We start from the raw sequence: 12,985 nt of genomic DNA, 5'->3' as shown, positions 1-12,985 counted from the left end.
ATGCAGCGGTGGCGGGGATACGAGGCTGCGCCCGGCGGATGGGGACGCTCGGTGATCACCATCGGCGTCTTCGACGGCGTGCACCGGGGGCACCAGGCCACCATCGGGCACGCCGTGGCGCGCGCCCGGGAGCTGGGCGTCAAGTCGGTGGTGGTGACGTTCGACCCGCACCCGGCCGAGGTGGTGCGCCCCGGCTCGCACCCGGCGGTGCTCACCGAGCCGGCGCGCAAGGCCGAGCTGATCGAGGCGCTCGGCGTGGACGTGCTCTGCGTGGTGCCGTTCACCGTCGAGTTCTCCCGGCTGCCACCCGAGGCGTTCGTGCACGACGTCCTGGTCGAGCACCTGCACGCCGCGCTCGTGGTGGTCGGGGACAACTTCCGGTTCGGGCACCGGGCGGCCGGGGACGTGCCGCTGCTGGAACGTCTGGGCCGCACCTTCGGGTTCGCCGTCGAGGGGGCCCCGCTGGTCGCCGAGGCGGGGACGGTCTTCTCCTCCACGTACATCAGGTCCTGCGTCGACGCGGGCGACGTGGGCGCGGCGGCGGCGGCGCTCGGCCGCCCGCACCGGGTCGAGGGCGTGGTGGTCCGCGGCGACCAGCGCGGACGTGAGCTGGGTTACCCCACCGCCAACCTGCTGACCCACAGGTACGCGGCGGTGCCCGCCGACGGCGTGTACGCGGCCCGCCTGGTGCGCCGCGACGGGGAACCGCTGGCGGCGGCGGTGTCGATCGGCACCAACCCGACGTTCTCCGGCCGGGAGCGGCGGGTGGAGGCGTACGCGCTGGACTTCACCGGCGACCTGTACGGTGAGCGGCTGGCCCTGGACTTCGTGGCGCACCTGCGTGAGCAGCGGACATACGACGCGGTCGAACCGCTGGTGGCCCAGATCGCCGAGGACGTGGAGCGCACCCGCCGGGCGGTGCTCTGACCCGCGCGGAGCGACCTTGACCGGCCGTCCGTCCCGAGGGCTGGTAGGCTGACGGAGACGTCGGCTGACCGACGGGGGCCTCGCGTGCCTGCACGACGCCGCGGGTGCGAGGAACCGGTCCGTTGCACCGGTCACCACGACCGCTCCGGACCTCATCGAATGACCCACGAAACAGGGAGAACATGGCGCTCGACCAGGAAGCCAAGGCCAAGATCCGCCAGGAGTACGCGACCGCCGAGGGCGACACCGGCTCGCCCGAGGTGCAGGTCGCGGTCCTGACCAAGCGGATCGCGGAGCTCACCGAGCACCTGAAGGTGCACAAGCACGACCACCACAGCCGCCGTGGGCTGCTGCTGCTGGTCGGCCGGCGCCGCCGGCTGCTCAACTACGTCCAGAAGAAGGACATCAACCGCTACCGGTCGCTCATCGAGCGGCTCGGCCTGCGCCGATGACCTGACGGGGGAGTGGCCGCCTGGCTGCTCCCCCGTTGCAGTACCACCGAAGAACCCGGCCGCGCGACACCCGAAGAGGGAGCCGGTCAGCACCGGTCTCCGGTAGTGGCCCCCGGGAACCCCGGCACGACGCCGGCCTCCCCGGGCGCTTCGATCGAAGACCGGCCGCCTGAGCAGTTCCCGTGTCGTCGGCCGACGACGCGAAGGAGCACCACAGCACATGACCGAGACCAACCTCGGCACCGAATCCCGCACCGCGGTGATCGACAACGGGTCCTTCGGCACCCGTGAGATCACTTTCTCCACCGGCCGTCTGGCCCGCCAGGCCGCCGGCTCCGTCGTCGCCCAGCTCGGCGAGACGGTCGTCCTCTCCGCCACCACGGCCGGCAAGCAGCCGCGCGAGTCGTTCGACTTCTTCCCGCTGACCGTGGACGTCGAGGAGCGGATGTACGCCGCGGGCCGCATCCCCGGCTCGTTCTTCCGCCGCGAGGGCCGGCCCAGCGAGGACGCCATCCTCACCTGCCGGCTGATCGACCGGCCGCTGCGCCCGTCGTTCGTCAAGGGCCTGCGCAACGAGGTCCAGGTCGTCGAGACGGTGCTGGCGCTCGACCCGCAGCACCCGTACGACGTGGTGGCGATCAACGCTGCCTCGATGTCGACCAAGCTCTCCGGCCTGCCGTTCTCCGGCCCGATCGGCGCGACCCGGGTCGCGCACGTCGACGGCCAGTGGGTCGCCTTCCCGACGCTGGAGGAGCTCGAGCGGGCCACCTTCGACATGGTCGTGGCCGGCCGCACCCTGCCGGACGGCGAGGTCGCGATCATGATGGTCGAGGCCGAGGCCACCCCGAACGCCGTGACCCTGATCTCGGGTGGCGCGACCGCGCCGACCGAGGAGATCGTGGCCAGCGGCCTGGAGGCCGCCAAGCCGGCCATCCGCGAGCTGTGCCGTGCGCAGAGCGAGCTGGCCGAGGTGGCCGCCAAGCCGGTCGCCGAGTTCCCGGTCTTCCTGGACTACTCCGACGACGCGTACGACGCGGTGGCCGAGGTGGCCCGCGCCGAGGTCGCCGAGGCGCTGAAGATCGCCGGCAAGGCCGACCGCGAGGAGGCCCTGGACCGGATCAAGGCCAAGGTCGCCGAGGAGCTGACCGGCCGGTTCGAGGGCCGCGAGAAGGAGCTGTCCGCCGCGTTCCGGTCGCTGACCAAGTCCGAGGTCCGCAACCGGGTGCTGCGCGAGCAGGTCCGCATCGACGGCCGCGGCCCGCGTGACATCCGTCCGCTGTCCGCCGAGGTCGGCGTGCTGCCGCGGGTGCACGGCTCGGCGCTGTTCGAGCGCGGCGAGACCCAGATCCTGGGCGTCACCACGCTGAACATGCTGCGCATGGAGCAGATGGTGGACACGCTGTCCCCGGAGAACCGCAAGCGCTACATGCACAACTACAACTTCCCGCCGTACTCGACCGGTGAAACCGGCCGGGTCGGCTCGCCGAAGCGGCGCGAGATCGGCCACGGCGCGCTCGCCGAGCGGGCGCTGCTCCCGGTGCTGCCCTCGCGCGAGGAGTTCCCGTACGCCATCCGGCAGGTCTCCGAGGCGCTCGGCTCCAACGGCTCCACCTCGATGGGTTCGGTCTGCGCCTCGACGCTGGGCCTGCTCTCGGCCGGTGTGCCGCTGAAGGCGCCGGTCGCCGGCATCGCCATGGGCCTCATCTCCGACGAGGTCGACGGCAAGACCCAGTACGTGACGCTGACCGACATCCTCGGCGCCGAAGACGCGTTCGGCGACATGGACTTCAAGGTCGCCGGCACCCGTGACTTCGTCACCGCGCTGCAGCTCGACACCAAGCTGGACGGCATCCCGTCGGACGTCCTGGCCGCCGCGCTGCAGCAGGCGCACGAGGCCCGGCAGACCATCCTCGACGTGATGCAGCGTGCCATCGAGGCGCCGGCCGAGATGTCGGACTACGCGCCGCGGGTCACCACCGTGAAGATCCCGGTCGACAAGATCGGCATGGTGATCGGCCCGAAGGGCCAGACCATCAACGCGATCCAGGACGAGACCGGCGCCGAGATCTCCATCGAGGACGACGGCACGATCTACGTCGGCGCGACCAACGGGCCGGCGGCCCAGGCCGCTGTGGACCGGATCAACGGGATCGCCAACCCGACGCTGCCCAAGGTCGGCGAGCGGTTCCTCGGCACCGTGGTGAAGACCGCCGCGTTCGGCGCCTTCATCTCGCTGCTGCCGGGCCGCGACGGCCTGCTGCACATCTCCAAGGTGGGCGACGGCAAGCGGGTCGAGAAGGTCGAGGACTACCTCAACGTCGGCGACAAGGTCGAGGTGGAGATCGCGGACATCGACGCCCGCGGCAAGATCTACCTGGACAAGATCCGCCCGGAGGGCGCCGAGGCGCCGGCCGAGGGCGCGGCCGGTGGCGGCGACCGTCCGTCGGGCCGGGACCGCGGCGGCGACCGTGGCCCGCGTGACCGGGGCGACCGTGGTGACCGTGGCGAGCGCCGCTCCGAGGGTGGCGAGGGCGGCGGCGAGTCCCGTCCGCGCCGCCGGACCCGGCACAGCTGATTCACCGACCGGCCCGGGTGACGTCCGCGTCACCCGGGCCGGCCCACGGCTCCAGGTCGCCCGCGCGAGCTGGAGCCGTCGTACGTCCGCCGTTCCTCGTCATCCGGAGAGCAGGTTCTCGTGAGTTCGTCAGGCGCCTCGACGGGACGGGGGGTGGCGCCGATCGGCTCGGCGGCCCGCGCGGTCACCCGTACGCTCAGCGACGACCCGCTCGGCGGCACCGTCCGCCGTACCGTGCTGCCCAGCGGGCTGCGGGTGCTCACCGAGGCGATCCCGGCGATGCGCAGCGTGTCGTTCGGCATCTGGGTGGCGGTCGGCTCGCGCGACGAGAACGGCACGCAGGCCGGTGCCGCGCACTTCCTGGAGCACCTGCTGTTCAAGGGCACCAACAAGCGCAGCGCGCTGGAGATCTCGGCGCAGATCGAGGCCGTGGGCGGCGAGACGAACGCCTTCACCACGAAGGAATACACCTGCTACTACGCGCGGGTGCTGGACGAGGACCTGCCGCTGGCCATCGACGTCATGTGCGACCTGGTCGCCGACTCGGTGCTGGCCCCCGCGGACGTGGAGACCGAACGCGGCGTCATCCTCGAAGAGATCGCCATGCACGACGACGAGCCCGGCGACGAGGTGCACGACCTGTTCGCCCGCGCCGTCTACGGCGACCACCCGCTGGGCCGGCTCATCTCCGGCACGGAGGAGACGGTCACGCCGATGACCCGGCGGCAGATCCAGAGCTTCTACCGCCGCCGCTACACCGCGCCGCAGATCGTGATCGCCGCCGCCGGCAACCTCGACCACGCCGCCGTGGTCAAGCTGGTCCGGCAGGCGCTGCGCGGCACCCCCCTGGACACCGACCCGGCGTCGCCCGCGCCGCACCGGTCGGCCACCCCGGCGGTACGCACGAAGCCGGCCACCACGCTCGTCGAGCCGAAGGAGACCGAGCAGGCGCACGTCATCCTCGGCTGCCCGGGGATCGACCGCACCGACGACCGGCGGTTCGCCCTCGGTGTGCTGAACAACGTGCTCGGGGGCGGCATGTCCAGCCGGCTGTTCCAGGAGATCCGGGAGCAGCGGGGCCTGGCGTACTCGGTCTACTCCTACGCCAGCCAGTACGCCGACAGCGGCGTGTTCGCCGTCTACGCCGGTTGCGCGCCGGGCAAGGTGGACGAGGTGCTGGACCTGACCCGTGCGGGGCTGGCGCGGGTGGCCGCCGAGGGGATCACCGAGGCGGAACTGGCCCGCGGCAAGGGGATGAGCAAGGGCTCGTTCGTGCTCGGGCTGGAGGACACCGGCTCGCGGATGAGCCGGCTCGCCAAGGGCGAGCTGCTCTACGGCAACCTGATGCCGGTGGACGACCTGCTGTCCCGGGTGGACGCGGTGACGCTCGACGACGTGAACGCGCTCGCCGCCGACCTGCTCGGACGGCCGATGTCCCTGGCGGTGGTCGGCCCGTTCGACTCCGGCAGCTTCACGGTCACGGGCTGAGCGGCCCGCCGGTCCGCCGGACCGCACGCCGGGCGCTGGGATAGGTTGTGGCCCGTGACTGAGCAGCAGAAGACGGCGGCCCGGGTCGGTGTGCTGGGCGCGCGGGGCCGGATGGGCATGGAGGTCTGCAAGGCGGTCGACTCCGCCGCCGACCTGGAGCTGGTAGCGGCCGTCGACCAGGGCGACGACCTGGACGCGGTGGCGCAGGCGGGCGCCGGGGTGGTCGTCGACTTCACCACCCCCGACGCGGTCATGGACAACCTGCGCTGGTGCGTCGAGAACGGCGTGCACGCGGTGGTCGGCACCACCGGATTCACCGAGCAGCGGCTCGCGCAGGTGCGGGGCTGGCTCGACGACCGGCCCGGGCTGGGCGTGGTGATCGCCCCCAACTTCGGCATCGGCGCGGTGCTGATGATGCAGTTCGCGGCGCGCGCCGCCCGCCACTTCGAGTCGGTCGAGATCGTCGAGCAGCACCACCCGCGCAAGCTGGACGCGCCGAGCGGGACCGCCACCCACACCGCCCGGCTGATCGCCGCGGCCCGCGCCGACGCCGGCCTGGGGCCCGCGCCGGACGCCACCCGCGACGAGGTGGCCGGCGCCCGCGGTGCCGACATCGACGGGGTACGCGTGCACGCGGTACGCGCCACCGGCCTGGTCGCCCACCAGGAGGTGCTGTTCGGCACCACTGGCGAGACGCTGACCATCCGGCACGACTCGTACGACCGGGTGTCGTTCATGCCCGGCGTGCTGCTCGCGGTCCGGGAGGTGGGTCGCCGGCCCGGTCTCACAGTCGGTCTGGACGCCCTGCTCGACTGACCTGGGCGTACCCTCTGCTCATGATCGATTCCGGGCATTCCGACCGCGCCGGCCGCCGGGTGACGCTGCGGCCGGTGGACGACGACAACTGGCGGGCCGTCGCGGACGTCGCGCCGCACGACGACCAGCGTGCCTTCGTGGCCGCGCTGGCCGCCCGCTACCTGCTCCTCACCGAGCGCTCGGAGGTCTGGAACTCGCTCGCGGTGTACGCCGACGAGACGGTCGTCGGCCACGTCATGTGGGGCGTGGACGACGACGGGTCGCGCTGGATCGGCGGCATGGTGATCGACGCCGCCGAGCAGGGCCGGGGCCTGGGCCGCGCCACGGTGCGGACGCTCGCGGACCGGCTCGCCGAGGCGGGCGAGCCGATCCGCCTGAGCTACCACCCCGACAACAAGCCCGCCGCCGCCCTCTACACCGCGCTGGGCTTCCACCCCACCGGCGCCATGGAGGACGACGAGTTGGTGGCCGAACTCCGCCCCGCCTGACCGGCGGGGTGGGGTGGCGGTCCTGCCCCGTGCCGGGACCGCCGGCCCACCCACGTGAGGGTGGACCGGCGGCCGGACGGGAACTCATCGGTCGGCTGAGAGGTTTTCGTCAGCGGACTCCGGGGTCGCCACGTGGAAGCGGAGCTGGGGGACCAGCATGTCGTCCACGTCCAGCGCGCGGGTCGCCCCGTCCGGCTCCCAGCCGGTCGAGCCGAGGAACTTCCGGGTCGCCGCGTCGGCGTCGAACGCCCACGCGACCGCCCGGGTCAGCCCGTCGCCGCGCCAGTGCTCGACAGCCGCGGCGAGCAGCCGGCTGCCGTGCCCGCGCCGCCCCCACCGGGGCTCGACCAGCAGGTCCGTCACCGCCGCGACGTCCGAGCCGAGCGCCTCGGCCGGCTCGCCGGGAGCGAGCGCGTCCGCGTCGGCCGGACCGGAGGCGACGAACCCCACCAGATAGGATTGCGCCGCCTGTTCGACGGCGACCAGCACCCGGTGCGCGCCCGAGGGCGGCTCCTGCACCGCCGCACTCCACCGCCGCGCGAGGTACGCCTCGTCGAGGTTGTCGAGCACGTGCCGTGGCAGGATCCGGCGGTACGCGACCCGCCAGGTCGCGAGCTGGATGCGTGCGATCTCGCCGGCGTCCTCAGGACGCGCGGGCCGGACGTAGCCTGCAGCCATGGCACGTGAGCCTACGCAGGGCGAGGAGGGTGACGGTGGCGCAGGGTGCCGCGCGCACGGTCGCGCAGGTCGTCGCCGTGGTGGCGCTCGCCGCGGCAGTCACCGTGTTCCTCTCCGTGGCGGCGGTCCGGCACGGCTTCTTCGACCTGCAGGTCTACTACGGCGCGCTGACCTACTGGGCGCGTGACGGCGGGGAGATCTACGACTTCCTGCGCTCCGGCACGCAGTACGGCTTCACCTACCCGCCGTTCGCCGCGCTGGTGATGCTGCCGATGGCGTACCTGCCGTGGAACGCGGCGATCGTGGTGAGCGTGACCCTGACGGTGGTGACGAGCGCCGTGGTGGTCTGGCGGCTGCTGGACCCGGTGGCCCGCCGCTCCGGCTGGACCCGCTGGTTCGCGCTCGCGGTCGCGCTCTGCCTGGCCGCCGCGTACGAGCCGATGCGGGAGACGGTCAACTTCGGCCAGGTCAACATGCTGCTGCTGTTCCTGGTGGCGGTGGACCTGCTGTGGCTGCTGCCGGCGCGCAGCCGCTGGGCGGGCGTGGGCATCGGCCTGGCCACCGCGATCAAGCTGACGCCCGGCATCTTCATCGTCTACCTGCTGGTCACCGGCCGCTGGCGGGCCGCCCTGACCACTGTCGGCACCGCCGCGGTCGCCACGCTGGTGGCCGCCGGCCTCTTCCCTGACGCCTCCCGGGAGTTCTGGACCGAGGCGCTGTGGAACACCGACCGGGTCGGCGAGCTGGCGTTCGTCTCCAACCAGTCGCTGCGCGGGGTGGTGGCCCGGCTCGACCCGCAGCACCCCAGCACGATCGCGTGGCTGCTGCTCGTACTCGTGACGCTCGTGATCTGGGGGTGGCGGTCGCGGGCGGCGGTGGCCGCCGGCGACGAGGCCACCGGCCTGGCCCTGACCGGCGCGGTGATGTGCCTGGTCAGCCCGGTGACCTGGGTGCACCACCTGGTCTGGCTGCTGCCCGGGCTGATCCTGCTCGTCGACAACGGCATGGCGGCGCCCGCGCGCAGCCGCCGGCGCCGTCTGTTGCTGGCCGCCGCGGTGATCGGGTACGCGCTGCTGTGCAGCCGGATCGTCTGGTCCTGGGAGAAGGACTTCACCGGCGTGGACGGCTTCCTCGGCAGCAACACGTACGTGTGGATCAGCCTGGCGTTGCTGCTCGGGCTACCGATCCGCCGCTGGCTCACACCCATCGACGGCGAGCGGCGCGGCGACGATCTCCCGGCCGGGTCAGCCTCCGGTGGTGTACCGCAGCTCGCGGAGCAGGATCGGGGCGAGGCCGCCGGACAGCGGCACCGCGTAGGTGGACTCCTCGCCGTCCGGTGAGTGCCCGGCCCGCTCGTAGAAGCGGCGGGCGCGGGCGTTGTCGGCGAGCACCCAGAGCCGGTATTCCGTCCAGCCCCGCTCGGCCAGGCCGTCGCGGGCCGCCGCGAGCAGCGTCCGCGCGGTGCCCGAGCCCCAGTGCGCCGGCTCCACGTAGATCGCCACCAGCTCGCCGTGCGCCGGGTCGAGGTCGCCGCGGTCCTGGTTGTTCCGGTACGGCCCGAACGTGGTGAACCCGACGATTGTGCCGTCGTCCTCGGCGACGAGCGTGGTGAACGGGTGCTCCGGGTCGGCGGTGCCGAGGTCGCGGCGGCGCTGCGCCCAGGCGCGCGGGTTCAGCCGGGTCAGCACCTCCGCGGGCATGATCCCGGCGTAACCGGCCTGCCAGCCGTGGACGTGCACCCGGGCGATCGCTTCGGCGTCGTCCGGTTCCTCCCGGCGAATGGTGAGCACCTGTCCGTTCTATGCCCCGGCGGGCGATCGGTCCAGCCGCCGCTCCCGGTGTCGTACCGCTGGATTAGGGTCGCCGACGATGGCCGAATCGCTCTCCCTCGCCCAGGCCCGCCGGATCACCCTGGCCGCCCAGGGCTTCGCCGACCCGGCGCCCACCGGCGTGCCCACCCGGCGGCATCTGCGCCGGGTGCTCGACCGGGTCGGGCTGATCCAGATGGATTCGGTGAACGTGCTCCAGCGGGCGCACTACCTGCCGCTCTACAGCCGGCTCGGGCCCTACCCGACCGCCCTGCTCGACACCGCCGCCTACCGCCGCCCGCGTGAGCTGTTCGAATACTGGGCGCACGAGGCGTCGCTGGTGCCGGTGGGCCTGCACCCGGCGTTGCGCTGGCGGATGGCGAAGGCCCGCGACGAGGCGTGGGGCGGCATGCGCCGGATCGCCGAGGAGCAGCCCGGGCTGATCGCCTGGGTCCGCGACGAGGTGGCCGCCCGGGGCCCGCTGACCGCAGCCGAGATCGAGCACGACGCGCCTCGCGAGACCGGCAACTGGGGCTGGAACTGGTCCGTCGTGAAGCGGGCACTGGAGTTCCTGTTCTGGGCCGGCGAGGTCACCGCCGCCGACCGCACCAACTCGTTTGCCCGCCGCTACGACCTGCCCGAGCGGGTGCTCCCGGCCGCCGTGCTGGACGCGCCCACCCCGAGCGACGCCGAGGCGTACCGGTCGCTCGTCTCGATCGCCGCCCGCTCGCTGGGTGTGGCCGCCGAGCCGGAGCTGCGCGACTACTTCCGGCTCCCGGTCGCCGGGGCGCGGCAGGCGGTGGCCGAGCTGGTCGAGGCGGGCGAGCTGACCCCGGTCACCGTGCAGGGCTGGCGGCACCCCGCCTACCTGCACGCCGATGCCCGGCTGCCCCGCTGGGTGCGCGGCAACACACTGGTCAGCCCGTTCGACCCGCTGGTCTGGGAGCGAGGGCGCACCGAGCGGCTGTTCGGCTTCACCTACCGGATCGAGATCTACGTGCCGGCGCCGCAGCGGGTCTACGGCTACTACGTGCTGCCGTTCCGCCAGGGCGAGCGCTTCACCGCCCGGGTCGACCTGAAGGCCGACCGGAAGGCCGGGGTGCTGCTGGTGCCCGCCGCCTGGGTCGAGCCGGGCGCCGATCCGGGGGAGACCGCCGTGGCGCTCGCCGCCGAGCTGTACCGGCTGGCCGGCTGGCTCGGTCTGGACGCGGTCGCCCCGCCCGCCGCGGGCGACCTGGCGGGGCCGCTGGCCGCCGCGCTGGTGGGCGTGGCCGGTGTACGGTGAGCGCGTGACGAGCGTTGACCGGCCTGCCACCGCGCCCGACCCGCACCCCGAGCCGCACGGGCACGCGCAGCCGGAGTCCGGGCCGCAGGGCGAGGCGCACGCCTACGCGTACGCCGGGCAGCCCTCGCACGCCGAGACGCACGCGCACGCCGGTCCGCACGCTCCCGCCGGAGCGCCCGGAGCACCGTGGCCGGGGGGTTACCCGCCGGCGTACCAGCCGGTCGAGGCCGACCGGTTCACCCGGATGGTGATGCGCCTGCACGCCCGCGCCCCGCGCTGGGCGGTGCCGCTCGCGGCGCTCGGCTGCGTCGGCGTCGGCATCGCGTACGCGCTGGTCAGTGACCCGACCCGGAGCGACCCGGACGCCGCACCGACCTGCCTGCTCAAGCTGACCACCGGGCTCGACTGCCCGGGCTGCGGCGGCACCCGCGCGCTCTGGTACGTGCTGCACGCCGACCTGCCCGCCGCGGCCCGCCACCACTTCCTCTTCGTGTTCGCGCTGCCGTTCCTGGCCTGGCTCTTCGTGGCCTGGGCGGGTAACCGGGCGTTCGGCTGGAAGCTGCCGGAGGCGCGGTTCAGCCCGAAGGTGATCGGCGTGTTCCTGGCCGCCTGGGGGGTCTTCTCGGTGGTCCGCAACCTGCCCTGGGCTCCCTTCACCTCGCTCTACGTCTGACCGGTTCCGGACGGCCGCGTGCCCGATTTCCACGGCGACGGCGCGGCCACTACAGTCGCAGGAATGCCGGAGATGGTGCAGCCCCAGGTCAAGTTGATCGCGTGGACCCAGTTCCAGGCACCCGAAGAGGTGCCCTGGTCCACCGACGCCGACGGCGGGCAGGCGCTCGCCGAGTTCGCCGGCCGGGCCTGCTACCAGAGCTGGAAGAAGCCGAACCCGGCCACCGCGACGAACGCCGGTTACCTGGCGCACATCCTGGAGGTCGGCCACCTGAGCGTGCTGGAGCACGGCTCCGTGAGCTTCTACTTCAGCGGCGTCTCGCGCTCGTTCACGCACGAGCTGATCCGGCACCGGCACTTCTCCTACTCGCAGCTGTCCCAGCGCTACGTGCCCGAGCGGGACGCGGCGATGGTCGAGCCGTCGGTGATCGCCGACGACCCGGAGCTGCACAAGAAGTTCGTCGAGGCCACCGACGCGGCGGTACGGGCGTACACCGAGTTGCTGGAGGGGCTGGAGGCCCGCTTCACCGACGAGCCCAACCCGACGCTGCGCCGCAAGCAGGCCCGCCAGGCGGCCCGGGCGGTGCTGCCCAACGCCACCGAGACGCGGATCGTGGTGACCGGCAACTACCGGGCCTGGCGCCACTTCGTGAAGATGCGCGCCACCGAGCACGCCGACGTGGAGATCCGCGAGCTGGCCGTGGAGTGCCTGCGCCAGCTCAAGGGTGTCGCGCCGAACGTCTTCGCCGACTTCGAGATCTCCACGCTGCCCGACGGCACCGAGGTGGCAGCGTCGCCGCACGCCGAGTGACTCGTCGCCCTTCGCCGCCGGGTCACCGGCGGCCGTCCGCTAGGTTGTGAGCATGACGCACGACCACTCCGCCGCCCCCAGCCGGGGCGCGTCGCGCCCGTTCGGGCGAGTGATGACGGCCATGGTGACCCCGTTCACGCCGGACGGCGGCCTGGACCTCGACGGCGCCGCCCGGCTCGCCGAATACCTCGTCGACCAGCAGGGCAACGACGCGCTGGTCCTCAACGGCACCACCGGCGAGTCCCCGACCACCACGGAGGCGGAGAAGGAGTCGCTGATCCGTGCCGTGGTCGAGGCGGTCGGCGACCGGGCCCGCATCGTCGCCGGGGTGGGCACCAACGACACCCGGCACACCGTCGAGCTGGCCACGCAGGCCGAGAAGGCCGGTGCGCACGGCCTGCTGGTGGTCACGCCGTACTACAACAAGCCGCCGCAGGCCGGTCTGCTGCGTCACTTCACCACCGTCGCGGACGCCACCGGCCTGCCGGTCATGCTCTACGACATCCCGCACCGCACGGGCGTGGCGATCGCCACCGAGACGCTCGTGAAGCTGGCCGAGCACGGCCGGATCGTCGCGGTGAAGGACGCCAAGAGCGACCTGCTCGCCACCGCGGAGGTGCTCAGCCGCACCGACCTGGCCTACTACAGCGGCGAGGACGCGCTGACCCTGCCGATGCTGTCGATCGGCGCGGTCGGCGTGGTCGGCACCTCCACCCACTTCACCGGCGCGCTGACCCAGCAGATGATCGAGGCGTTCGAGGCGGGCGACAACGCCCGGGCGCTCGCCCTGCACCGGCAGTTGCTGCCGCTCTACACCGGCATCTTCCGCACCCAGGGCACGATCCTGGTCAAGGCCGGCCTCGGGGTGCAGGGTCGCTCGGCCGGTCCGGTGCGGCCGCCGCTCGTCGACGCCACCGGTGACGAACTGGCCCAGCTGCGCGCCGACTGCGCCGCGGCGGGCCTGCCCCTGCCCGAATAAATCAAC

Annotated in this window: 13 protein-coding genes; 11 read left to right on the top strand and 2 right to left on the bottom strand. The window is 73.1% G+C overall.

Annotation, left to right across the window (positions count from 1 at the left end):
• The 6 genes from O7607_RS05150 to O7607_RS05125 all read left to right on the top strand — a co-directional run bounded on the left by O7607_RS05150 (position 1) and on the right by O7607_RS05125 (position 6,746).
• Positions 1 to 927: a bifunctional riboflavin kinase/FAD synthetase gene (locus O7607_RS05150; RefSeq protein ID WP_269701352.1), complete on the top strand. Its 927-nt coding sequence runs from the start codon at positions 1 to 3 to the stop codon at positions 925 to 927.
• A 182-nt stretch (positions 928 to 1,109) separates the two neighbouring features.
• On the top strand, positions 1,110 to 1,379 hold the full coding sequence (rpsO, locus tag O7607_RS05145; protein ID WP_013284678.1) for a 30S ribosomal protein S15: 270 nt from the start codon (positions 1,110 to 1,112) through the stop codon (positions 1,377 to 1,379).
• Positions 1,380 to 1,599: 220 nt separating this feature from the next.
• Positions 1,600 to 3,954 carry a polyribonucleotide nucleotidyltransferase gene (locus O7607_RS05140; protein ID WP_269701349.1) on the top strand — a complete coding sequence of 785 codons (2,355 nt, stop codon included), beginning with the start codon at positions 1,600 to 1,602 and terminating at the stop codon, positions 3,952 to 3,954.
• A gap of 120 nt (positions 3,955 to 4,074) precedes the next feature.
• The gene (locus O7607_RS05135; protein ID WP_269701346.1) at positions 4,075 to 5,442 is read left to right on the top strand and encodes a M16 family metallopeptidase; all 1,368 of its coding nucleotides are present in this window, start codon (positions 4,075 to 4,077) and stop codon (positions 5,440 to 5,442) included.
• A 54-nt stretch (positions 5,443 to 5,496) separates the two neighbouring features.
• Positions 5,497 to 6,258 carry a 4-hydroxy-tetrahydrodipicolinate reductase gene (gene dapB, locus O7607_RS05130; protein ID WP_269701343.1) on the top strand — a complete coding sequence of 254 codons (762 nt, stop codon included), beginning with the start codon at positions 5,497 to 5,499 and terminating at the stop codon, positions 6,256 to 6,258.
• A gap of 20 nt (positions 6,259 to 6,278) precedes the next feature.
• Positions 6,279 to 6,746, top strand: a complete 468-nt coding sequence (locus O7607_RS05125) for a GNAT family N-acetyltransferase (protein ID WP_269701340.1) — start codon at positions 6,279 to 6,281, stop codon at positions 6,744 to 6,746.
• A gap of 84 nt (positions 6,747 to 6,830) precedes the next feature.
• Here O7607_RS05125 and O7607_RS05120 read toward each other — a convergent pair whose 3' ends face one another.
• Positions 6,831 to 7,424, bottom strand: coding sequence for a GNAT family N-acetyltransferase (locus O7607_RS05120; RefSeq protein WP_269701337.1), 594 nt, complete (start codon positions 7,422 to 7,424; stop codon positions 6,831 to 6,833).
• A gap of 35 nt (positions 7,425 to 7,459) precedes the next feature.
• Between O7607_RS05120 and O7607_RS05115 the strand changes: the two genes are divergently transcribed.
• Positions 7,460 to 8,764 (top strand): glycosyltransferase family 87 protein, encoded by a 1,305-nt coding sequence (locus O7607_RS05115; protein ID WP_269701335.1) that lies wholly within the window; start codon positions 7,460 to 7,462, stop codon positions 8,762 to 8,764.
• Here the strand turns inward: O7607_RS05115 and O7607_RS05110 are convergent.
• On the bottom strand, positions 8,669 to 9,214 hold the full coding sequence (locus O7607_RS05110) for a GNAT family N-acetyltransferase (RefSeq protein WP_269701334.1): 546 nt from the start codon (positions 9,212 to 9,214) through the stop codon (positions 8,669 to 8,671). The two genes, O7607_RS05115 and O7607_RS05110, sit on opposite strands and share 96 nt — an antisense overlap.
• Before the next feature lie 79 nt (positions 9,215 to 9,293).
• On the opposite strand from O7607_RS05110, the gene O7607_RS05105 reads away from it, so the two are divergent.
• From O7607_RS05105 to dapA, 4 genes are all read left to right on the top strand, one after another.
• On the top strand, positions 9,294 to 10,517 hold the full coding sequence (locus O7607_RS05105) for a winged helix-turn-helix domain-containing protein (protein ID WP_269701332.1): 1,224 nt from the start codon (positions 9,294 to 9,296) through the stop codon (positions 10,515 to 10,517).
• Positions 10,507 to 11,190, top strand: coding sequence for a DUF2752 domain-containing protein (locus O7607_RS05100; RefSeq protein WP_269701330.1), 684 nt, complete (start codon positions 10,507 to 10,509; stop codon positions 11,188 to 11,190). The genes O7607_RS05105 and O7607_RS05100 overlap by 11 nt, the downstream gene beginning before the upstream one ends.
• A 72-nt stretch (positions 11,191 to 11,262) precedes the next feature.
• Positions 11,263 to 12,000, top strand: a complete 738-nt coding sequence (gene thyX, locus O7607_RS05095) for an FAD-dependent thymidylate synthase (RefSeq protein ID WP_026268015.1) — start codon at positions 11,263 to 11,265, stop codon at positions 11,998 to 12,000.
• Between the two features lie 52 nt (positions 12,001 to 12,052).
• The gene (gene dapA / locus O7607_RS05090; protein WP_269701328.1) at positions 12,053 to 12,979 is read left to right on the top strand and encodes a 4-hydroxy-tetrahydrodipicolinate synthase; all 927 of its coding nucleotides are present in this window, start codon (positions 12,053 to 12,055) and stop codon (positions 12,977 to 12,979) included.
• Positions 12,980 to 12,985 lie beyond the last annotated feature (6 nt).

The sequence above is a fragment of the Micromonospora sp. WMMA1949 genome (genome assembly GCF_027460145.1).
Lineage (GTDB): Bacteria > Actinomycetota > Actinomycetes > Mycobacteriales > Micromonosporaceae > Micromonospora.
The sequence above is the reverse complement of the archived record's forward strand: the minus strand, read 5'-3'. Positions and strand labels throughout refer to the sequence as shown.